This is a genomic window from Luteimonas sp. RC10 (assembly GCF_014192745.1).
Classification (GTDB): domain Bacteria; phylum Pseudomonadota; class Gammaproteobacteria; order Xanthomonadales; family Xanthomonadaceae; genus Luteimonas.
In genome coordinates, this window is record NZ_JACHYJ010000006.1 from 43,040 (window position 1) to 65,513 (window position 22,474).

At 69.1% G+C, this 22,474-nt stretch carries 19 protein-coding genes; 11 read left to right on the forward strand and 8 right to left on the reverse strand.

Going from position 1 to position 22,474, the window contains the following annotated elements; all coding sequences use genetic code 11:
• Positions 1–57: 57 nt before the first annotated feature.
• Entirely contained in the window at positions 58–975 is a 918-nt protein-coding gene (locus tag FHW73_RS11425) for a LysR family transcriptional regulator (RefSeq protein ID WP_183426849.1), read from the reverse strand.
• Here FHW73_RS11425 and FHW73_RS11430 point away from each other — a divergent pair.
• The 11 genes from FHW73_RS11430 to FHW73_RS11480 all read left to right on the forward strand — a co-directional run bounded on the left by FHW73_RS11430 (position 886) and on the right by FHW73_RS11480 (position 15,418).
• Positions 886–2,193 (forward strand): 4-oxalomesaconate tautomerase, encoded by a 1,308-nt coding sequence (locus tag FHW73_RS11430; RefSeq protein ID WP_255492935.1) that lies wholly within the window; start codon positions 886–888, stop codon positions 2,191–2,193. The two genes, FHW73_RS11425 and FHW73_RS11430, sit on opposite strands and share 90 nt — an antisense overlap.
• A 55-nt stretch (positions 2,194–2,248) precedes the next feature.
• The gene (locus FHW73_RS11435; protein ID WP_183426850.1) at positions 2,249–3,274 is read left to right on the forward strand and encodes an ABC transporter substrate-binding protein; all 1,026 of its coding nucleotides are present in this window, start codon (positions 2,249–2,251) and stop codon (positions 3,272–3,274) included.
• A gap of 56 nt (positions 3,275–3,330) precedes the next feature.
• Positions 3,331–4,122, forward strand: coding sequence for an ABC transporter ATP-binding protein (locus FHW73_RS11440; protein ID WP_241946099.1), 792 nt, complete (start codon positions 3,331–3,333; stop codon positions 4,120–4,122).
• On the forward strand, positions 4,106–4,882 hold the full coding sequence (locus FHW73_RS11445; protein ID WP_183426852.1) for an ABC transporter permease: 777 nt from the start codon (positions 4,106–4,108) through the stop codon (positions 4,880–4,882). Before FHW73_RS11440 ends, FHW73_RS11445 begins: the two co-directional genes overlap by 17 nt.
• Positions 4,883–5,082: 200 nt before the next feature.
• The gene (locus FHW73_RS11450) at positions 5,083–6,513 is read left to right on the forward strand and encodes a porin (protein ID WP_183426853.1); all 1,431 of its coding nucleotides are present in this window, start codon (positions 5,083–5,085) and stop codon (positions 6,511–6,513) included.
• 155 nt (positions 6,514–6,668) lie between these two features.
• The gene (locus tag FHW73_RS11455; protein WP_183426854.1) at positions 6,669–6,923 is read left to right on the forward strand and encodes an AbrB/MazE/SpoVT family DNA-binding domain-containing protein; all 255 of its coding nucleotides are present in this window, start codon (positions 6,669–6,671) and stop codon (positions 6,921–6,923) included.
• Positions 6,920–7,321 (forward strand): type II toxin-antitoxin system VapC family toxin, encoded by a 402-nt coding sequence (locus tag FHW73_RS11460; protein WP_096006801.1) that lies wholly within the window; start codon positions 6,920–6,922, stop codon positions 7,319–7,321. Before FHW73_RS11455 ends, FHW73_RS11460 begins: the two co-directional genes overlap by 4 nt.
• A gap of 42 nt (positions 7,322–7,363) precedes the next feature.
• Complete coding sequence (gene acnB / locus FHW73_RS11465) at positions 7,364–9,955, forward strand: bifunctional aconitate hydratase 2/2-methylisocitrate dehydratase (protein WP_183426855.1); 2,592 nt, start codon at positions 7,364–7,366, stop codon at positions 9,953–9,955.
• A gap of 186 nt (positions 9,956–10,141) precedes the next feature.
• Positions 10,142–11,323: an OsmC family protein gene (locus FHW73_RS11470; RefSeq protein WP_183426856.1), complete on the forward strand. Its 1,182-nt coding sequence runs from the start codon at positions 10,142–10,144 to the stop codon at positions 11,321–11,323.
• 120 nt (positions 11,324–11,443) lie between these two features.
• Complete coding sequence (locus tag FHW73_RS11475; RefSeq protein ID WP_183426857.1) at positions 11,444–14,446, forward strand: TonB-dependent receptor plug domain-containing protein; 3,003 nt, start codon at positions 11,444–11,446, stop codon at positions 14,444–14,446.
• Positions 14,447–14,449: 3 nt separating this feature from the next.
• The gene (locus tag FHW73_RS11480) at positions 14,450–15,418 is read left to right on the forward strand and encodes a DUF1684 domain-containing protein (protein ID WP_183426858.1); all 969 of its coding nucleotides are present in this window, start codon (positions 14,450–14,452) and stop codon (positions 15,416–15,418) included.
• Positions 15,419–15,520: 102 nt separating this feature from the next.
• Here the strand turns inward: FHW73_RS11480 and FHW73_RS11485 are convergent, their stop codons facing one another.
• From FHW73_RS11485 to FHW73_RS11515, 7 genes are all read right to left on the reverse strand, one after another.
• Positions 15,521–16,600, reverse strand: coding sequence for a chemotaxis response regulator protein-glutamate methylesterase (locus FHW73_RS11485; RefSeq protein WP_183426859.1), 1,080 nt, complete (start codon positions 16,598–16,600; stop codon positions 15,521–15,523).
• Positions 16,597–17,190, reverse strand: a complete 594-nt coding sequence (cheD, locus tag FHW73_RS11490) for a chemoreceptor glutamine deamidase CheD (RefSeq protein ID WP_337245834.1) — start codon at positions 17,188–17,190, stop codon at positions 16,597–16,599. Before cheD ends, FHW73_RS11485 begins: the two co-directional genes overlap by 4 nt.
• Positions 17,187–18,056: a CheR family methyltransferase gene (locus tag FHW73_RS11495; RefSeq protein WP_183426860.1), complete on the reverse strand. Its 870-nt coding sequence runs from the start codon at positions 18,054–18,056 to the stop codon at positions 17,187–17,189. The genes cheD and FHW73_RS11495 overlap by 4 nt, the downstream gene beginning before the upstream one ends.
• A 132-nt stretch (positions 18,057–18,188) precedes the next feature.
• A complete protein-coding gene (locus FHW73_RS11500) occupies positions 18,189–20,552 on the reverse strand; it encodes a methyl-accepting chemotaxis protein (RefSeq protein WP_183426861.1) in 2,364 nt (787 codons plus the stop codon).
• 69 nt (positions 20,553–20,621) lie between these two features.
• On the reverse strand, positions 20,622–21,008 hold the full coding sequence (locus FHW73_RS11505) for a hypothetical protein (RefSeq protein ID WP_183426862.1): 387 nt from the start codon (positions 21,006–21,008) through the stop codon (positions 20,622–20,624).
• A 115-nt stretch (positions 21,009–21,123) separates the two neighbouring features.
• A complete protein-coding gene (locus tag FHW73_RS11510) occupies positions 21,124–21,591 on the reverse strand; it encodes a chemotaxis protein CheW (RefSeq protein WP_183426863.1) in 468 nt (155 codons plus the stop codon).
• A 91-nt stretch (positions 21,592–21,682) separates the two neighbouring features.
• Positions 21,683–22,465, reverse strand: a complete 783-nt coding sequence (locus tag FHW73_RS11515) for a flagellar brake protein (RefSeq protein WP_183426864.1) — start codon at positions 22,463–22,465, stop codon at positions 21,683–21,685.
• Between the last annotated feature and the right edge of the window lie 9 nt (positions 22,466–22,474).

Here is a 22,474-nt window from a genome sequence, read left to right on the forward strand (position 1 = left end):
GGGCGGGTGTCACCGTATCGATCCGGTCAGTGTAGATCGCACGGCGTGGCGGAGGTGTCATCGCCGCGAGGCCGTGGCCGGATCCTGCCAGGTGCTCTTGAGCATTTGCAGGAACCGTTCGGCCGCCGGCGACAGCATCGCACCGCGCCGCCGCACGATGCCGATCGTACGTGACACCACCGGGGGCGCGATCTCGCGGGTCACCAGGATGGAGTGTTCCTCCTGCGGCGTGGCCATCCGTGGCAGCACCGAGATGCCGACGCCGGCCTCGACCAGGCCCAGCGACGTCGACAGATGGGTCACCTCGTAGAACCAGCTCAGCTTGAGGTTCTCGCGCGCCAGGGCGCCGTCGAGCAGAGTGCGGTTGCCGCTGGTGCGATGCACGGTGATCAACGGGTGCTGGGCGATGTCGTGCCAGGTCACGCGGCGCTTCTTCGCCAGCGGATGATCGCGGCGGCAGGCGAGCACGAACGGGTCCTCGACCAGGACGTCGAACTCCAGCTCGGGGTCGGACGCGCCCATGAAGTTCACCCCGAACTCGACCTCGCCGCGCTCGACCGCCTGCAGGCCCTCGGTGGCCGGGATGTCGAGGATCCGGAAGCGGACATTGGGATGGTCCTCGTGGAAGCGGGCGATGACGCTGGGCAGGAAGTAGAACGCCGCGGTCGGCAGGCAGGCGATCGTGACCTGGCTGCCGCGGCCGTCGTCGACGCCGCGCGAGGAGAACAGCGAGCCGTCGAACTCCTCGATCATCCGCCGCACCAGCGGCAGCAGGTTCTGCCCGACCGCGGTCGGCGCGACGCTGCGCGTGGTGCGCTCGAGCAACGGTGCCCCGACGGCATGTTCGAGCTTCTGGATGCGCCGGCTCAGCGCCGGTTGCGAGACATGCAGCGCCTCGGCGGCGCGATGGAAGCTGCGGGTATCGGCGACGAGCAGGAAGGCGCGCAGATCGAGAATTTCGCAATTAATGCTCATATCGGATCAATCATCCAGAAGAAAGCAATTCACAGATCAATTCGGCCCATGACAAGATCGGAACGAATCGAATTATTGATTCGATATACATATCAATCTGGCCGCGCCATGTCCAACGATCTTTACAGCCTGCCTTGTGTCCTGATGCGGGGCGGTACCTCTAAAGGGCCGTTCTTCCTCGCCTCGGACCTGCCCGGCGATCCTGCCCAGCGGGATCGGCTGCTGCTCGACCTGATGGGGTCGGGGCATCCGCTGCAGATCGATGGCATCGGCGGCGGCAACGCCCTGAGCAGCAAGGTCGCGATCGTCGGCCCGGCCAGCCGTGCCGATGCAGACATCGACTATCTGTTCGCGCAGGTCCGGCCCGACCAGAAGGTGGTCGACACCACCCCCAATTGCGGCAACATGCTGGCCGCGGTGGGCCCGTTCGCGATCGAATCGGGCATGGTTGCCGCGTCCGATCCGCAGACGCTGGTGCGTATCCACAACGTCAATACCGGCAAGGTGGTGCTGGCGACGGTGCAGACGCCGCGCGGCCGGGTCAGCTACCGGGGCGACACCGCCATCGCCGGCGCGCCGGGCACCGCGGCGCCGATCTCGCTGGCGTTTCTCGATGCGGCGGGCGCGCGCACCGGCAAGCTGCTGCCCACCGGCGCGGCCAGCGAGTGGATCGATGGCGTGGAAGTGAGCTGCGTCGACTGCGCCATGCCGATGGTGATGCTGGCCGCGTCCGCGCTCGGCGTGACCGGCGAGGAGAGCGTCGCCGCGCTCAATGCCGACACCGCGATGCTGGCCCGGCTGGAACGGATCCGCATCGAGGCCGGGCAGCGGATGGGCATCGCCGACGCCGCCGACCGGGTGATCCCAAAGCCGGTGCTACTGCTGCCGCCGCGTGCCGGCGGCACGCTTCAGGTGCGGTACTTCATGCCGCACCAGTGCCACAGTGCGCTGGCGATTACCGGTGCGGTCGGCATCTCGACGGCGTGCGTGACCCCGGGCACCCTGGCGCAGCGCATGGCGGGCGAGCTGGCGTTGCCTGCCGACGTCGCCCTCGAACACCCCAGCGGCCGCCTGGATGTGGCGCTGCACCGACCTGGCCCGGATGCCGCGATCGTCGCCAGCGTCGTCAGGACGGCGCGACGCCTGTTCGAAGGCCGTGTGTTCGCCAGCACGGATCCGCGCAGGGACGCGGCAGCAGCATGGAGCTCGGCGGCATGACCTGACTCACCCGGGCGCAGCCCGGATCGCACCATCACCATCCTGGGAGGGATCGATGTACAAGCGCTTCATTCTCGCCGCCTGCGCGGCGGCACTCGTCTGCCTGGCCGGCTGTAGCGGCCGCGGCGGCGAGGGCACCGAGTCCGTCCGCATCAGCGTCGGCTCCTACAACCTCAACAACCTGCCGTTCTTCATCGCCGATGCCAACGGCTACTTCGATGAAGTCGGGCTGGACGTGCGCACCGAGAACTTCGCTCAGGGCGGCTCCAAGGTGCTGCAGGCGCTGGTCGCAGGTTCCACCGACGTCGCGGTGGGCTTCTACGATCACACCATCCAGATGCAGGCCAAGCACAAGAACGTGGTCGGCTTCGTGCTGCTGTCGCGCAACTCCGGCCTGGTGCTGGCTGGCCGGCCCGACAGTACCTTCGATCCGGCCAATCCGGCTTCGATCCGCGGCATGAATGTCGGCATCACCGCCCCAGGCTCGTCGTCGGACTTCTTCGTGCGGCATTTCCTCGCCCAGCATGGCATCCCGGTCGACGACATTTCGATCATCGGCGTGGGCTCGGGCGCGGCCGCGGTTGCCGCGCTCGACCAGGGCAAAGTCGACCTGCTGGTCAACTACGACCCGGCAGCGACGCTGATCGCCGAGCGGGGCGTGGGCAAGATCATCATCGACGCGCGCAGCGACGCCGGTGCTCGGGAGGTGTACGGCGGCATCTACCCGACGTCGGTGATGTACGCCGATCAGTCCTTCCTCGACAAGCGCCCCGAGGTGGCCGAGAAGATCGTTCGCGTGCAACAGAAGGCGCTGGCGTTCATCGCCGACCATTCAGCCGAGGAGATTGTCGCCGCGTTGCCCGACAAGTATGTGTCGGGCGATCGGGAGATCTACGCCAAGGCGGTCGAAGCCGCGCGCGCGATCTTCACCCGCGACGGTCGCTTCAATCCCGAGGACCTGCGCACGCCGCTGACGGTGCTGCGCGAGTTCAACGCCGATGTCGCCAACGCCGACATCGATCTGGAGAAGACCTACACCAACGCCTTCGTCGACCGCGCGCTCGCGGATCCGGCCCAGTAACGCCAGGAGGTTCCATGGCTGTCGCCAGTGTTGCCCGACTGCGGGAAGTAGACCCGATGCCGATCCAGACCCGTCCCACGGTGGCGATCGACAATGTCACCATGTCCTTCGGTGATTTCACCGCCGTGCGCGATGTCGACGTGCAGGTCGCCGACGGCGAGTTTCTCGCCATCGTCGGTCCGACCGGCTGCGGCAAGAGCACGATCCTCAACGCCGTCGCCGGCCTGCTGACGCCGTCGGCGGGCAGCATCCACATCGACGGCAAGCCGGTGCGTGGCGTGCAGGAAAGCGTGGGCTACCTGTTCCAGCAGGATGCCCTGCTGCCGTGGAAGACCGCGCTGCAGAACGTCGAACTGGGCCTGCGGTTTCGCGGTGTGGCCCAGGACGAGCGCGAGCACAAGGCCCGCGCCTGGCTGACCAAGGTCGGCCTGTCGGGCTTCGAACATCGGTATCCGCACCAGCTTTCGGGCGGGCAGCGCAAGCGCGTGCAGATGGCGCAGGCGCTGATCGTCGAGCCGAAGGTCATCCTGATGGACGAGCCGTTTTCCGCGCTCGACATCCACACCCGGCACCTGATGCAGAACGAACTGCTGCGGCTGTGGCAGGAGGACCGGCGTGCGGTGATGCTGATCACCCACGACCTGGAGGAGGCGATCGCACTGGGCGACCGCGTGGTGGTGCTGTCCTCGGGCCCCTCGAGCCGCGTCGTCGAGAGTTTCCCGGTGCGCCTGGAACGCCCGCGCAACGTCGCCGAGATCAAGCTCGACCAGCGTTTCACCGACCTGTACCGCGATATCTGGGCCTGCCTGCGCGGCGAAGTGGAGAAGAGCTATGCACGCCAAGACTGACCGTTTGATCCAGGTGATGCTCGTCGTCGTCGTGTTCGGCGGCTGGCAGGCCGGCGTGTCGGCGAAGGTCATCGATCCGTTCTTCTTCCCGGCGCCGTTCGACATCGCGCGGCAGATGTTCACCTGGCGGGCCGACACGAGCTTCTACACCCACGTGTACATCACCCTGACCGAGACCGCGCTGGGTTACATCATCGGTACCGCGCTCGGCGTGGCCGGCGGCGTGTGGCTGGGCCTGAGCCGACGTGCAGCGCGGATCCTCGATCCGTTCATCAAGGGCTTCAATGCCATCCCGCGCGTGGTGCTGGCACCGATCTTCGTGCTGTGGCTGGGCCTGGGGCTGTGGTCGAAGGTCGCGCTGGCGGTCACGCTGGTGTTCTTCATCACATTCTTCAACGCCATGCAGGGCGTGCGCGAGGTGAACCCGGTGGTGCTGGCCAATGCCCGCATCCTCGGCGCCAACCGCAGCGCGCTGCTACGGCACGTGTACTTCCCGGCTGCGGCGAGTTGGATCCTGTCGTCGCTGCGCACCTCGGTGGGCTTTGCGGTGGTCGGCGCGATCATCGGCGAATACCTCGGTGCCTCGGCAGGCCTGGGCTATCTGATCGCGCAGGCCGAAGGCAATTTCAACGCGGTCGGCGTGTTCGCCGGCATCATCCTGCTGGCCGCGTTCGTGCTGATCATCGATGCGGTGCTCGACGTCGCCGAGAACCGCTTGATCACCTGGCGTCCGAACGCCTCGCGCGAAGCCACCAGCTGAGCGTCGCCGCCTAGCGCACTGCGCCGGGCGGCCCATCGACACCCGTTCCCACGTCCGGGTGCCCGCCGGTCGCCGCGTCCGCGGCGCCGGCTCCTCTTGCGTCCGCCTTGTCTGCCGCTGCTGCGGCAGGCCCGTCTGCGGCTGCCCGTTGGCCGGCCTTGGTCGCTGGCTGCACGGCACGCCATGCCCGGAGATCGCCCATGCATCCCACGTTCCGTCCCCGTTCCACCGCGCTGGCTGCCGCTGTCGGCTGTCTGCTCGCGGCCTGTGCCGCGTCCGCGCAATCGGACCCGACCGCGCTGGAGACACTCGTACGTCAGCAGGCCGAACAGATTCGCCAACTCGAGGCCCGCCTGTCCGCGCTGGAGGCCGGCCCGACGCCCGGCGTGTCGACCACGCCGCCGGCAACGCGCGCCGCGCCCACTGCCGATGCCGCGCTGGTCGAGCGCGTGGCCAGGATCGAGGCCGCGCAGGCCAAGGCCCCGGCGGTGAGCTGGTCGAAAGGCGCGCCGCAGTTCGCCAGCGCCGACGGCCAAGTCACCTTCCGGCCACGTGGCCGGGTCTTCGTCGACACCTCCAGCACCCATGGCTCCGATTTCGACGCCCGCAACATCACCGGCACCGAGATCCGTTCGGTGCGCCTGGGCGTCGAGGGTAGCTACGGCATCCTCGGCTACGCAGTCGAGGGCGACTTCGCCGACAACGGCGTGGCCTGGAAATCGGCGTATGTGACCATCGGCCACACGCTGTTCGGCCGCGAGGCCGAACTGACGGTCGGCAACCGTCTCAATGACCGCGGCATCGACGGCGCCAGCGGCACCGGCAACACCCCGTTCCAGGACCGCAATGTCGTCGGCACGCAGATCGTGCCGCAGCGCGGGCTGTTCGGCGTCGGTCTGACCGAGCGCGTCTACGGCGAGCACTGGCATGCGAGCCTGTCGATCGCCGGCAACGACCTCAACAACGTCGGCGACAGCGACGATTCGATGACGCTGGCCGGTCGTGTGCACTGGACGGCGGTGAAGCGTGCGGACGGCCTGCTGCATCTGGGCGCCTGGGGGTTCTACGAGGACATCGCGCCGGGCAGCAGCGGCGTGTTCCGCAGCTCGGCGATCGCCGGGCATCTCAACGATCTGGTCAAGATCGCGCCCGGTGCGTTGCCAAGCGCCGACCATGGGCAGGGCTATGGCGTGGAACTGTTGGGCGTGCGCGGGCCGTTCTGGGGCTACGGCGAATGGGGCCGGCGTGAGGTCGCAGGCGTCGGCGGGGCGGGGCGCTTCGACGTGGCGCACGATGCCTGGGCGCTGTCGGCCGGCTGGTTCCTGTCGGGCGCCAGCCCGGCGTTCGCGGCCAAGACCGGCACCTGGAGCCGGGTCAAGGTCGCACGGCCGGTGACCGCGGGCGGGCCGGGGGCATGGGAGCTCAAGGCGAGGTACGAGAACGTCGACTACGGCGAACTGCCGGCCGGCGGCACCGGCGATGCGCTGACGGTCGGCGTGAACTGGTACCTCAACGATTTCAGCCGGGTCATGCTCGACGCGATCCGCTGGGAGACCGACAACCGCAGCGGTGAGTACCGCGGCGAGGATCGCGGCACGACGCTCAATGCCCGATTCCAGTTGGCGTTCTGAGGCCTCGCGCCACGCGATGTCCGACGGGCCGGGGCGTCTGAACCCGGCCCGTTTGCGTTGGAACGCGTGAATCGCAGGACATCCGGGTCGGCGCTTGCGATGGAGTATGCGCAGTCAGGTATGTATAATGCACGCATACTTTCCGGGAGCCCGCCATGGAAGCCACTGTCGCCGAGCGCGGCCAGATCACCCTGCCCAAGCCGGTGCGCGATGCGCTGGGCCTGAGCAAGGGCACGATCCTGAAGGTCGAACTGGAAGGCAGCCGGATCGTGCTGCGCAAGAGCGTCGACGACGCGGTGTCGCGTGCGCGCGGCCGGTTCAAGCTCGAAGGCTTCGGCGACACCGACGCGGCAATGCGCGCAGTCCGTGGCGAGGCGGCCGACGCCCCTAATGGCGACGCCACGCCGTGATCGCAGTCGACGCGCCGGTGCTGGTGGACCTCTTGGCCGACGGCCCGCAGGCCGACGCCGCCGAGGCCTGCCTGCGCCAGTATCTGAGCGCAGGCCCGGTCGTGGTCTGCGACGTGGCACTGGCCGAGATCTGCGGCGCACTGCGCGACGGCGCCGAGACCATGGCGGTGCTCGAGGACATGGGCGTGCGCTTTTCCGCGATCGAGGCCAAGTCGGCGCTGCGTGCCGGCGAGATGCAGCGCCGCTCCTGGCAGCGCGGCGACACGTCCGGCCGCGCGGCGCGCGACTTCCTGGTCGGGGCGCACGCACTGCTGCAGTGCAATGGCCTGATCACGCGCGATGACGCGTTCTTCCGCACCTATTTCAAGGGTCTCAAGCTGATCGTACCGTCGGCCTGAGACCGGTTCTCCCGGTACCGCAAGACTTTTGGAGTTGCCCGCATGTTGGAAGCCTACCGCCACCACGTTGCCGAGCGTCAAGCGCTGGGCATTCCGCCGCTGCCGCTCAACGCGCAGCAGACCGCCGAGGTCGTCGAGCTGCTCAAGGACCCGCCGGCCGGCGAGGCTGAGTTCCTGTTGGATCTGCTCACCCACCGCGTGCCGGCCGGCGTCGACGACGCCGCCAAGGTCAAGGCCTCGTACCTGGCCGCGATTGCGCTGGGCACCGAGCACAACCCGCTGATCGACCGCGCGCGCGCGACCGAGCTGCTGGGCACCATGCTCGGCGGCTACAACGTCCATCCGCTGGTCGAACTGCTCGACGACGACACCGTTGGCGCGATCGCCGCCGATGGCCTCAAGCACACGCTGCTGGTGTTCGACGCCTTCCACGATGTCGAGGACAAGGCCAAGGCAGGTAACGCCAATGCCCAGGCCGTGCTGCGCAGCTGGGCCGAGGCCGAGTGGTTCACCAGCAAGCCCGAAGTGCCCGCGTCGATGACGCTGACGGTGTTCAAGGTGCCGGGCGAGACCAACACCGACGACCTGTCGCCGGCGCCCGACGCGACCACGCGTCCCGACATCCCGATGCACGCGCTGGCGATGCTCAAGAACAAGCGCGACGACGCGCCGTTCGTGCCGGAAGAAGACGGCAAGCGTGGGCCGATCCAGCTCATCGCCGACCTCAAGCAGAAGGGCCATCTGGTCGCCTACGTCGGCGACGTGGTCGGCACCGGCTCCTCGCGCAAGTCGGCGACCAACAGCGTGCTGTGGTGGACCGGCGACGATATTCCCTACATCCCCAACAAGCGCGCCGGTGGCGTGTGCCTGGGTGCGAAGATCGCGCCGATCTTCTACAACACGATGGAAGACGCCGGCGCGCTGCCGATCGAGCTCGACGTCTCGAAGATGGAGATGGGCGATGTGATCGAGCTGCGCCCCTACGAGGGGCGCGCGCTGAAGAACGGCGAGACGATCGCCGAGTTCGAGGTCAAGTCCCAGGTGCTGTTCGACGAGGTGCGCGCCGGTGGCCGCATCCCGCTGATCGTCGGCCGTGGTCTGACCGCGAAGGCGCGCGAGTCGCTCGGCTTGGCCCCGACCGATCTGTTCCGCCTGCCGCAGCAGCCGGCCGACAGCGGCAAGGGCTTCTCGCTGGCGCAGAAGATGGTCGGCCGCGCGATCGGTCTGCCCGAAGGGCAGGGCGTGCGTCCGGGCACGTACTGCGAACCGAAGATGACCTCGGTCGGCTCGCAGGACACCACCGGCCCGATGACCCGCGACGAGCTCAAGGATCTGGCGTGTCTGGGCTTCTCGGCCGACCTGGTGATGCAGTCGTTCTGCCACACCGCGGCCTATCCGAAGCCGGTCGACGTCAAGACCCATCACACGCTGCCGGAGTTCATCTCCACCCGCGGCGGCATCTCGCTGCGTCCCGGCGACGGCGTGATCCACAGCTGGCTCAACCGCATGCTGCTGCCCGACACCGTCGGCACCGGCGGTGACTCGCACACCCGCTTCCCGGTCGGCATCTCGTTCCCGGCCGGTAGCGGCCTGGTCGCGTTCGCCGCGGCCACCGGCGTGATGCCGCTGGACATGCCCGAATCGGTGCTGGTGCGCTTCAAGGGCGAGATGCAGCCAGGCGTGACCCTGCGTGACCTGGTCAACGCGATCCCGCTCTACGCGATCAAGGCCGGGCTGCTGACAGTCGCCAAGCAGGGCAAGAAGAACGTGTTCTCCGGGCGCATCCTCGAGATCGAGGGGCTGCCGGACCTGAAGGTCGAGCAGGCGTTCGAACTGTCGGATGCCTCGGCCGAGCGCTCTGCTGCGGGCTGTACGGTGCACCTGAACAAGGAACCGATCATCGAGTACATCACCAGCAACATCACGTTGCTCAAGTGGATGATCGCCCAGGGCTACCAGGACGCGCGCTCGATCCAGCGCCGGATCGAGAAGATGGAGCAGTGGCTGGCCGACCCGCAGCTGCTGCAGGGCGATGCCGACGCCGAGTACGCGGCGGTCATCGAGATCGATCTGGCCGAAATCCACGAGCCGATCCTGGCCTGCCCGAACGACCCGGACGACGTGAAGACGCTGTCGGAGGTCGCCGGCGTGGCGATCGACGAGGTGTTCATTGGCTCGTGCATGACCAACATCGGTCACTTCCGTGCGGCCTCCAAGCTGCTGGAAGGCAAGCGCGACATCCCGACCAAGCTGTGGGTCGCGCCGCCGACCAAGATGGACGCCGCCGAACTGACCAAGGAAGGCCACTACGGCACCTTCGGCGCCGCAGGTGCGCGGATGGAGATGCCGGGCTGCTCGCTGTGCATGGGCAACCAGGCGCAGGTGCGCGAGGGCGCGACGGTGTTCTCGACCTCGACCCGCAACTTCCCCAACCGTCTGGGCCGCAACTCCAACGTGTATCTGGGCTCGGCGGAATTGGCGGCGATCTGCTCGCGCCTGGGTCGGATCCCGACCCGCGAGGAGTACATGGCGGGCGTGGGCGTGATCAACACGCAGAGCGCGGAGATCTACCGCTACATGAACTTCGACCAGATCGAGGAGTACCGCGACACGGCGTCGTCGGTCGCTGCCTGACCTCCGACGTCCCGGTCGTTCCCTGAGCGCCGCGCCCGTGCAGACGGGCGCGGCGTTTTTTTGCTTGCGGCAGCGCGGTCGCAGTCCATCGCGGGCAGGACTGAGGACATGCCGAATGGTTGTTTTCGTGCGGCGCAGCATCGTGAAAGAGTGCCGATCACGTCACCGCCGCAGGAACGCTCGTCCATGTCTATCGCTCGCCCCGCGTCTCCGTCCTGGGCCGTCGCCGCGGCACTCTGCGCTGTGCTGCTGGTGGCAGCGCCACTTGCCCGGGCCGATGACGGCGCCGGCTCGCCGCTGCGCACGTACCTGAGCGACAAGCGTGCGGCGATCCAGGCCCTGCAGGCGCAGGACGCCGCGCCCACCACGCTGCATGGCAAGGTCACCGCCGAGAGCCGCTCGGGCGTCCGCCGCCTGCGCCTGGGGCCGACCGGCGAGTACCAGTACCTCAGTGACAGTGGTCGCGACTACGCCGGCTACGACCTCGGGGCAGGGTCCTGGGATTCGCTGGTCGGCACGCTGGCCAGTGCGGTCGCCGACGAGTACATCGTGCAGGCCGCCGTGCAGAACGTGCCGATCGACGGTCTGGATGTGGTGTTCACCAGCGTGCCCGAGCGCAAGAGTGACACCCTGGCCTATCCGAACAACCTGTCCTATGTGGCCTACATCGACTCGCCGGCCGACGCCGCGCAGCTCGATTCGCTCCGCCAGGCCGTCCATGCGCAATCGGCGGCGATCGACCTGGTCACCCGACCGCAGCAGGTCGGCCATGCCGAGGTGCGCTACACGCGCTCGCCGGCGCAGCGCGAAGCCGATCTGCCGCCCGGCCTGCGCGATTTCATCACCGAGGAGAAGCGGCCCGCGGTGCTGGGCAAGCGCGCCCAGGCGGCGGAGCGGACCTCGACGCCGCGCGCCCTGGTCGCCCGCGCGCATGTCGAGCCGCATACCGGCCTGCGCCGGGTGTTCCTGGGCGAGGACGGCTACCACCAGCAACTGCACGACAGCGCGCCGGAGCTGCTGGGGTACGGGCTTGCGCCGACCGTGGAGGAACACCTGCTGGGCGTGACCGCGACCTGCCTGACGCACATCTTCGAAGTGCAGGCGGCCACCCGCAATGTGCTGCTCGACACTCTGGAACTGACCGTGGACGGCGAGCTCGGACCGCGTTTCGGTGCGAACGTCAGCACGCCGGCGCGGTTCCGCAACATCCGCTACATCGCGACCATCGCATCGCCTGCGTCCGCGCAGGACATCGACGCCCTGCGCCAGGCGGTCGAGGCGACCTGTCCGCTCTACAACCTGGTCAAGGATGCGCAGACGCTGGACGGCCGCATCGTGCGCGGCGCGTTCGTACAGACGCCGCGCTAGCGTCGCCGCGCGGCGTGCGCCGCGCGCCATCAGAACAGTCGACGCGCCCGGATCGCACGCGCACGGGCGCGCGCGGTCCACCGAGCGGTGTCGTCCTTCCATCGAACCACGGGGTCCCTGATGCACCGTTCCGCCCGCGCCCATCCCGTCCCGCCGGCCGCTCCCCGCGGCGCGCGCTTGCCCGCGCCGGTGCGCGGCCGCCTGGCCCTGGCGTTGTGCGCGCTGCTGTCGACGAGCGCGCAGGCCGACGACGCGCCGGACGCCGCGTCCGTATCCTCGGCGCGCTTGCTCGACAAGGTCTCGGTGCTCGGCTCGCGGATCGCCGGTGGCGGCGCCGCCGCGGCGCTGCCGGTGGCGACGGTGGACCGGGCCCAGATCCAGGCCACCGGCGCGACCAACGGCAACGAACTGTTCCGCAGCTTGCCGCAGTTCGGCGACGTCGCCGTGACCGAGAAGGGCACGACCAACTCGGGGCGCAATTCCAATGTCGCGCGTGGCGACGTGGGGGCCATCAATCTGCGCAACCTCGGCGCCAAGTACACCTTGCTGCTGATCAACGGCCGCCGCACCGTGCAGCATCCGATCAGCAACAGCGGGGACACCACCACCTACAACGCGAATGCGATTCCGACCTTCGGCCTGGAGCGCATCGATCTGCTGCTCGATGGGGCGGCGTCCATCTACGGCTCCGATGCGATCGCCGGCGTCACCGACCTGATCACCCCGACCAATCTGGAGGACGGTGGCGGCATCACGCTGCGCTACGGCGCGGTCCAGGACGGCCACCGCGAGGACGTGTCGCTCGAGGGCTACGTCGGTCGCGATTTCGCCGGCGGCCGCGGCAATGTCTCAGTGCTCTATGGGCTGTCCACCCGCGCCGCGCAACGCAATTCGGATGCCTGGTTCACCGCGACCGACGGCCGCCGCGTGCTGGCCGACGGCACCAGCGTCCCCGATCCCGACGGCACCACGGGCTTTACGACCCGCACGCCTTGGGGCCATTTCGACACCTACGTCGACGGAAGGCGGACCGGCAGCTGGCACATCGACCCGGCCACCGGCGCACTGGCGCCGGGTCAGGTGCCGACCCGCTCCCACTACGACGCCGGTGCCGAGCCGGGCATCACGACCGCGCCTGCGATCGACAAGGGCAATGTCTTCGCCACGGCACGGTTCGACCTGGACGACAGCCGTCAGCTGTTCGGCGAACTCGGCTACTACCGCGCGCAATCCGAATCCTGGGTCAGCAGCGAGGCGGGGTTCGGCGGTGATGGCTTCCTGTTGCACATCCGGCCTGATGCCTACTGGGTGCCCGACGCCCTGCGGGGCGCGGACGCGATCCGGCTGCTCAACTACCAGTTCGCCGATTCGGGCATCCGCCGGGTCCGCGTCGACAACACGCAATCGCGCGCACTGCTGGGGCTGCGCGGCTGGACCGGCACCGGCTGGAACTGGGAGACCGCGCTGCTGTACTCACGGGCGCGCAGCACCGACCGGCAGCAGGGTGGGTTCACCGACGCCTTCATCGCCGCGGTGAACCGCCCCGATGCCAGCGCCTACAACCCGTTCAACGGCGGTGATCCGGCCAGCATCCGGGTCGGCGATGCCACGCCGTCCGACACGTCGGCGTTCATCGGCGAGGCCACCCGGCAGGGGACCACCGAACTGGCGTTGTGGGATCTCAAGGTCGACCGGCCCGACCTGCTGTCCTGGTATGCCGGCGACATCGGCCTGGCGGCGGGCGTGGAGTACCGCTACGAGAGCCGATTCGACGATCGCGACCGGAGCATCGACGGCAGCACGCCCTATGTGGACTGGTACACCGGGACCGTCGCGCAGAGCAACTTCTTCACCCACAGTCCCCGGCCCGACGTGCGCGGCAGCCGCAATGTGAAGTCCGCGCTGATCGAGCTGGCGGTGCCGTTGATCGCGCCGGCCCAGGGCGTCCCGCTGGTGCGTTCGCTGGACCTGCAGATCGCGGGGCGCTACGAGGACTACAGCGATGCTGGCGATGTGGCCAAGCCGAAGATCGCCGCGGCCTGGGGCGTCAACGACAGCCTGCTGCTGCGCGGGTCGATCAGCGGCGGCTTCCGCGCGCCCGGCCTGGAACTGGTGAACTCCCCGCCGACCTACGGGTTCGGCTTCAACAACGACGCCGTGCGCTGCCATGCGCTGGTGGTCAAGGGCGCGCATCCCGACTACACCGCCTGCCTGAACGCCTACAGCAACGGATCGCAGGTCAAGCCCTCGGTCAGTGCCGTCACTGCCTACGGCGACGACGTCGCACCGGAGACGACCCGGCAAACCTCGTGGGGCGCGGTGTTCGAGCCCCGGTTCCTGCCGCCGGGGCTCGGCCATCTGAGTCTGAGCGTGGATGCCTGGCGGATCGAAGTGGAGAATCCGATCGGCACCATGGGCGAGGAGGTGCTCTACGACGCGTATTTGCGCGTCGTCGAAGGCCGCAGCAACCCGAACGTGGTCCGCGCCCCGGTGACCGCCGAAGACATCGCGTTGTTCGAGGGCTCGGGCATCGCGCCGGCCGGTGTCGTGACCCATGTGCTCGACACCTATCGCAACCGGCAACCGCTGACCGCGTCCGGGGTGGACTACCGCCTGGCCTGGCGGTTCCGCGAGACGGGGTGGGGCGACTTTGCGTTGCTGCTCGACGTCAGCCGCCTCAAAGCCTACACCCAGCAAAAGCCGATCGAAGTGCAACAGGTGGCCGAGGCCATCGACAGCGGCGTGCTGGACATCGTCGCCGCAAACCTGGGCGCGGCCAACGAAGTGGGCATCAACGGTGCGAAGCCGGAATGGCGCGGCAGCGCGACGTTGCTCTGGCAGCGTGCCGGCTGGACGGTGCGGCTGCGCGACGACTACATCGGCAGCGTGACCGCCGGTGCGTATGCCGATCGCAGCCCGTTCGTCGTCCCGTCCACCCAGCGCTGGGCGTTGTCGGTGGCGCATGCCTTCACCCGCGGGCCGCTCGCCGGCACGACGGTGGACGTGGGCGCACGCAACCTGTTCGACAAGTCGCCGCCGCTCAACGCCGCTGGTAACTATCTGACGGCCCTGCACGAATCCTATGGCCGCTATCTGCATCTCGGCATTTCAAGGACTTGGTGACCCATGAAGACCCGTACGCTCGCATTCGCGGTTCTGCTGCTCCCGGCGCTCGCCGCCTGCGACCGCCCGGACGCGCCCGGCGCGGCGCCGCCTGCCTCGGCGGACACCGCGCCCGAGTTCCGCCAGGCGCACGCGGCGTGGGCGCGCCAGCGCGCCGACGAACTGAACAAGCCCGATGGTTGGACGAGCCTCATCGGCCTGCATTGGGTCGAAGCCGACCGGCAGCGGGTCGGCGGCGGCGCGCAGGACGACATCCGCCTGGCCATCGCGCCGCCGCACCTGGGCACACTCGAGCGGCGGGCCGACGGGGTTTACTTCACCGCCGACGCAGCGGCCGCGGTTACCGTCGACGGCCGGCCCCTGCAGGGCGAGGTGGCGCTGCGGCCCGAAGGCCGGGACGGCGGCACCCAGCTCGGTTACGACGACGGCAAGGGCCGGATCTCGTTGATCCGCCGCGGCGATCGGCTTGGCCTCAGGGTCCGGCACGCCGATGCGCCGGCGCGCCTGCAGTTCGCCGGCCTGGACTTCTTCGCGCCCGATCCGGCCTGGCGGGTGCAGGCCCGGTTCGTTGCGCACCCGCCGGGCACGACCCTACCGATCGCCAACATCATCGGCGACATCAACGACACGCCCAACCCGGGCTATGTGGAATTCGACAAGGACGGGCACCGCTGGCGGCTGGAGGCGCTCGGCGATCCGCAGCAGGGCCTGAGCCTCAACTTCCAGGATCGGACCAGCGGGCGGGAGACCTATGCGGTCGGCCGCTATCTGCAGACCGGTCCTGTCGCCGACGATGCAACGGTCGTCGTCGACTTCAACCGCGCCTACAACCCGCCGTGCGCCTACACCGCCTACGCGACCTGCCCCTTGCCGCCGCCGGGCAATCGCCTCGCACAGCGCGATGCCGACGGTCGGACCGTCCGGCTGGCGGTCCTGGCCGGCGAGAAGGCCTATGCCGGTGCGCGGCACTGAGCCTGCGTTGATCCCGAGCCGGGGCGGACAGTGATGTCCGAGCGTTGCGACGTCGGACTGGGCGCGTGATCGCCGGTGGCGCGCGCTGCGCCCCAGGCGGCGTCAGTCGACCGACTCGCGCCGGGCCAATGCGAGCAGGCGCTGAGCGATGCGCTCCAGCGGCAGGCATTCCTGCGCGGCGCCCAGCTTCCAGGCGGCGCCGGGCATGCCCCAGACGACGCTGCTGGCCTCGTCCTGCACCAGCGTCGCAGCTCCGGCCTCGCGTAGCTCGAGCAGTCCGCGGGCGCCGTCGTCGCCCATGCCGGTGAGAATCGCCGCAACTGCGTTGGCGCCGGCCGCCTGCGCGACCGAACGGAACAGCACGTCGACCGCGGGCCGGTGCCGGTTGACCGGCGGGCCGGGGTCGAGCCGACACCGCCAGCGGGCGCCGTCGCGCAGCACGCGCAGGTGGTGGTCGCCCGGCGGCAGGTAGACATGCCCGGGCAGGATGGTCTCGCCGTCGCGCGCCTCGCGCACCAGCATCGCGCAATGCCGGTCCAGGCGTTCGGCGAACGGCGCGCTGAAACTGGCGGGAATGTGCTGGGTCAGCACGATCGCCGGGGCATCGGGCGGCATCGCCTCGAGCACGACGCGGATCGCTTCGGTACCGCCTGCGGACGCGCCGATCGCGATCAGCCGGTCGGTCGTGCGGTAGCGCAACGCGACCGGCGTGGCGGTCGTCTCGGTCGCTGCTGCGGGCCCGGCCGCCGGACGCGATGCCGGGCGCGGTGCGGCGCGGACCTGCGCGCGCGCCGCGGCCTTGACCTTCGCAGTGATCTCCTGCGCGTAGCTTTCCAGGCCGTGAGCGACATTGATGCGTGGCTTGGCCACAAAGTCGACCGCGCCCAGCGCCAAGGCCTGCAGGGTGATGTCGGCGCCGCGCTCGGTCAGCGAGGACACCATTACCACCGGCATCGGTCGCAAACGCATCAGATTGTCGAGAAACACCAGGCCGTCCATGCGCGGCATCTCGACATCGAGGGTCAGCACATCAGGATGCAGGCGCTTGATCTTCTCGCGGGCGAGCAAGGGGTCGGCGGCGCTGCCCACGACCTCGATCTGCGGATCGGCGGACAGCACTTCGGTCAGCAACTGACGCACGACCGCCGAGTCGTCGACGATGAGCACGCGCACCGGCGTCATTCGAACAGCTCCACATCGCCGGCGACCGGCGCGCGCGCCAGGCGGGCGCGGACGGCCGATTCGGCGGCCGCCACCTCGGCGCCGTGTGCGTGCGGCAGCCGGTAGACCATCACCTTGCCGGTCTGCGGGAAGAACCACACCTTGCGCGGATGGATACCCTGCAGATCCTCGGCCACCACCGGGATGTTTTCCGCGTCCAGGTAGCCGCGCACGAACTCGGCGTTGCGCGTGCCCACCGGGTTGCTGGTGAAGCCCTTGAGCACGTTGGCGCCGCCGAACACCTTGGCCTCGAGGCGACGGCGGCTGGCGCCGCGCTTGAGCAGTTCGTTGATCAGCACTTCCATCGCATAGCTGCCGTAGCGGGCCGGCGCGCCGTCGCCGTTGCCACCGTCGGGCAACAGGAAGTGGTTCATGCCGCCCAGGTGCAGCAGCGGGTCGCGAATGCACGCGGCCACGCATGAACCCAGCACGGTGACCAGCGCGGTGCCGTCGTTGACCACCAGGTACTGGGTCGGCAGCAGCTTGGCGGCCGGCACCTGGAACTGCGGGTCGCGGTAGCGCATCACCGTGTCGCTGGGCGGCGCGCTCACGGGGCAGTCGCTGCGAAGTGGCGGCGGTACAGCGTGCGGCCGCAGGGCTGGATCAGGTCGGCGGCGTGCAGGTAGTTTTCCGAGTGCCCCGTATAGAGCAGGCTGGCCGCGTCCATGTGCGTGATCAGCCGCGACAGGATCCCGCGCTGGGTCGGCTTGTCGAAGTAGATCATCACATTGCGGCAGAAGATCGCATCGAACGGACCGCCGACATCGTAACGGCCGGCCAGCAGATTCAAGGGGCGGAACTCGATCAGCGCCTGCAGCGCCGGGTGCACGCGGCACTTGCCGGCATTGGGGCCGGTGCCGCGCTGGAAGAAGCGGCGTCGCAGGTCCGCGTCGAGCGCGGCGACGCGTTCGATCGGATAGACGCCCTGGCGCGCGGTCGCCAGGACCTGGGTGTCGATGTCGGTCGCGACGATGCGCACCGGCGGTTGCAGCGTGTCGAAGGCCTCGCAGGCGGTGATGGCCATCGAGTACGGTTCCTCGCCGGTCGAGGCCGCGCACGACCACAGCGTCAGCGGCTTGCGGCCCGACCCGGCGCGCTGCAACTGGGTGCGCAGCGTCTCGAAGTGGTGCGGCTCGCGGAAGAACGAGGTCAGATTGGTGGTCAGCGCATTGGTGAACGCCTGCCATTCCTCGCCGTCGGGATCGCTTTCCAGCAATGCCAGATAGTCGCTGAAGTCGTCGAGGCCGAGCGCGCGCAGCCGTCGCGACAGCCGGCCGTAGACCATGTCGCGCTTGCTGGCGACCAGTGCGATGCCCGCCCGGTCGTGGATCAGCTGGCACACGCGACGGAAATCGCGGTCGGCGAACACGAACTGGCGGGCGTCGCCGGGCGGGTGGGGCAGGAAAGCGGCACTCATGGCGACCGGCGCGTCAGGGAGACTCGATGGTTATCGGCGCGGCGCCGGCGAAGTTGACTGCGATCGTCGCCGTCACGCACAAGGCCCGGCACTGGGCCGGGCCTTGTCGGTGCCCCGTCTCGGCGGCGAGGATCAGAACTCTGCCCAGTCCGCCTCGGCCAGGGCGGGCGCGGCGGGAGCGCGTGTCGTCGGACGCGGTGCGGCCGGTGCCGGCTTGCGGGGCGGTGGCGGCGCTGCCCGGGTCGGCTGCGCGGCGGGTGCGGCCACGACCTGTCCTTCGATCCGCAGCATCGAGATCGCGTCGGCCAGGCCGGTGGCCTGCTCCTCCATCGCCCGCGCGGCGGCCGAGGCTTCCTCGACCAGGGCCGCGTTCTGCTGGGTGGTCTCGTCCATCTGCACGATGGTCTGGTTGACCTGCTCGATACCGGCGGCCTGTTCCTGCGAGGCGGCGGAGATCTCGGCCATGATGTCGGTCACGCGCTGCACCGAGGCGACCATCTCGGCCATGGTCTTGCCCGCCTGTCCTGCGAGCGCTGCGCCGCTGGCGACCTTGCTGGTGGAGTCGTCGATCAGGCCCTTGATCTCCTTGGCGGCATTGGCGCTGCGCTGGGCAAGCGTGCGGACCTCGGAGGCGACGACCGCGAAGCCGCGGCCCTGTTCGCCGGCCCGTGCGGCTTCGACCGCGGCGTTGAGTGCGAGGATGTTGGTCTGGAACGCGATGCCGTCGATGACCGAGATGATGTCGGCGATCTTGCGCGAGGAGGCCTCGATGTCGGCCATCGTGGACACGACCTGGCCAACGACCTCGCCGCCCTGGGAGGCAACGGTGGCCGCGCCCTGGGCGAGCTGATTGGCCTGGCGGGCGTGGTCGGCGTTCTGGCGCACGGTGGAGGTGAGTTCCTCCATCGAGGCCGCGGTTTCTTCCAGATTGGCCGCCTGCTGCTCGGTGCGGCGCGAGAGGTCGTCGTTGCCCGAGGCGATCTCGGTGGAGGCGGTGCCGATCGCAGCCGACGCGTCCTGGATACGGGCGACGATGGCGGTGAGCTGGGCGACGGTGGCATTGGCGTCGTCACGCATGCGGGCGAACACGCCGTGGAAGTCGCCTTCCATGCGCGCGGTCAGATCGCCCGAGGCGAGCGCATTGAGCACCTGCGAGACCTGCGCCAGGCTGACCGCGTTGGCGTCGAGCAGGCTGTTGAGCTGCTGCGCCAGCTGCAGGATGAAGCCGTGCTTGCCGTCCAGCGAGACGCGATGGTCGAGATCGCCGGCCGCGGCTGCGGACACGATGCGGGCGACTTCGGCTTCGACCCGGACTTCACCGGTGCGGTCGCGCCACTCGGCGATCAGGCCGATATCGCGGCCGTGCGCGTCGCGGATCGGCGAGATGATCTGCGCGATGCAGGCGTCCTGGTAATGCATCTCGCGGTGCGCGATGCCGCGCTCCTTGAGACTGGTCAGCACGCGCTGGTCCGGCTTGCCGTCCAGCTCGAACGTCGCCAGCGAGGCCCCCAGCAGCGGCTGGGCCGGATCGTAGTGCGGCAGCTCGGCGGCGATCGCCTCGGCGTTGTCGCGCATCACGGTCTCCAGCGCCGGATTGACGTAGAGGATGTCGAACTTCTCGTCGGTGACGATCATGCCGGTCGAGGCACTGTCGAGCGCGGTGCGGATGCGCAGGTTCTCGCTGGCGATCTTCTGGTCGCGCTCGATCCGCTCGCGCAGGTCGTGCTGCATCCGCTGCATGGCCTTGAGCAGGTCGCCGATCTCGTCGCGGCGGCTGGCGTCGATGCGGGTGTCGAGCTTGCCGCTGGCCACGTCATTGGCGACCGCGACCGCCGAACGGGTGGCACCGGTGAGGTTGCGTGCCATCAGCCAGGCGATGACCATGCCGCCGGTGATGCCGGCCAGCAGCATGACCACCATCAGGATGCTCGACCCGGTCTGCACCGAGCGCGCCTCCTCACGGGCCGCGGTGGCCTGGCGGTCGGCCTCGGCCTGCAGGGCCTGCAGCGCGTTGCCGGCGGCCATGTGCAGGTCGCGGGTGCGGCCGATGAAGGTGTCGGTGGCGTCGTCGGGCAGGTCGAGCTCGATCAGCTCGTTGACCTCGTGGTACGAGGCCTTGGCATCGGTCCAGGCGGTGACGAAGCCGTCGTAGAGCTTGCGCTCTTCCGGCGAGACGATCAGCGGCGCGTATGCCGCCATGTTTGCTTCGATCTGCTGTTCCATCGCAGCGGTGCGCTCGCGCGCATCGCGCTTGACCTGATCGCTGGCGCGCACCAGGCCCAGATACGATGCTGCGCGGTACTCGCCGAGCAGGGCGCGCGTTTCGCCGACCGTGGTCAGCGTCGGCAGGGTGTTGTCGGCCAGGTGGTCGGTCACGCTGTCGAGCGAGCGCAGGCCGATGAAGCCACCCACGCCCTGGGCGATCATCAGGATCAGGACGACGCCGAATGCCAGCATCAGTTTCGGTGCGAGCTTGAGATTCGAGAACCAGTGCATGCGGCAATCCCCCGTAGGCGGCCGGATGGAAAAACGGCCCGGATGCGATCTGCAATCCGGGCGCGGGGCTTACTTGATGGTGGCGAGCTTGATGTCGCTGGGCGAGCTGACCGCGATCTCGGCGCGGCTGGCGTCGCGCTGGATGGTGCCCACGACGCACACATCGCGGCCTTCCAGCTCCTCGGGCGAGGGACGGAACCGGTCACGCTGCTCGTTGGGGATGCGCGCCGAGAAGGTGTGGCGCGGGAACGCGCCGCCCATGTACAGGAAGGTCGGCTGGCCTTCGGTGTTCTCCGCGTAGCGGGTCTTTTCGACCTTGCCGCAGACCATGCCGCTCTTGCCGACGAAGCGCACGGCCTGTTCGGGGCGGATGGCCTCCTGGGCGAAGGCGGTCGAGGCGCCGCCGGCCAGCAGCAGCGCGGCCAGCAGGGAAGACGTCTTGCAGTGGATGGTCATGGTCTGCTCCTTGATCGATGGACGGCAGGCGCGAAAGCGCCTGTGTCCGCCTCTATCGGCCGCGTGCGGCCGGACCTTGAGTGAAAGCTGTGTGACGGCGGTCCCAGATCGGGGATCACGCTGCCTGGGGGACCGCCAGTTCGGCGCTGTCGAGCAGGGTCTCGATGTCGAGCAGGATCAGCATGCGATCGTCGAAGGTGCCGATGCCGGAGATGCAGCGGGTGTCGATCGCCGCACCGAACTCGGGCGTCGGGCGGATCTGCTCGGCCGACAGCGGCACCACGTCCGACACGCCGTCGACGACGATGCCCACGACACGGTCCTCGACATTGAGCACGATCATCACCGTGAAACTGTCATAGCGCGCCTGTGCCAGGCGCAGCTTCAGGCGCAGGTCGATCACCGGCACGATCGTGCCGCGCAGGTTGATCACACCCTTGATGTAGTCCGGCGCGTCGGGCAGGCGGGTGACCGCATCATAGCCTCGGATCTCCTGCACCTTGAGGATGTCGACGCCGTAGTGCTCGTCGCCCAGGGTGAAGGTGAGGTACTCGCCGGCGTTCTGGGGATCTGGACTGCTCATCGGTGCGCTCCTGCAGGCATGCCGCGCTCGCGCGCGTGTCGGGTGTCCCGTGCGACATCGGCCGCACGGCGGGCAACTTTAGGCGCCGGCGCTACACGGCGCGGCGGAGCCGGGCGTTGCGCTGGCGCTCGATCTGGAAGATGGACTGCAGGATCCGCCGCTGCGCGGCCGGCGCCAGCGCGACGAAGCGGCAGCCCGCACGCCAGCGCACCCGCGGGCCGGTCTGCTCGCAGAAGCGGTGCGCGACAGTGACGGCCACCGGAATCGGGGCGGTGTCCGGCAACCGCAACAGGCAGCGATCGAGCGTGCGCCCGGGCGTAAAGCGCGGATCCTCGCCGTCATCCATCGCCACCGCGAGCCCGCCGCCGCTCAGGTCCAGCACCCGCAGGCCGTCGTCCGATGACGCCGCCGGGGTGTCGCCATGCCCCGGGTGCAGCGTCACGCCGGCATCGAGCGGTGGCACCACACGATAAAGATCGCGTCGCTGCAGGCGCAGCAGCGCCTCGGGCCAGGATGCGATGAACGCCTGGCGCCCCTCGTGCAGCACCGGCAGTGGCGTCGAGAGCCGGAAACGGATCTGCACCGCGTCGAGCCGGGTATCGCAGACGATCTGGGTGCAGGTCGCGATCCTGCGATTGAGGGCGTCCTGCCGGCTGGCGTCGAGCACCAGCGTGCCGTCGTCGCCGACCGCGAGCAGTGCGGTCGGGCAGGACAGGTCGCCGGGCATCAGGCTGCCGCTGATCAATGCCTGGGTCTCGACCAGGCTGCGCAGCACCCGGCCCATGTCGGCGCTGTCGCGCAGCATGTAGCGCGACAGCGCTTCGTCGTCCAGCGGATGGAGCGGGTCTGCAGGCGCCATCGTCCTTGCCGTCATGCGTGGGGG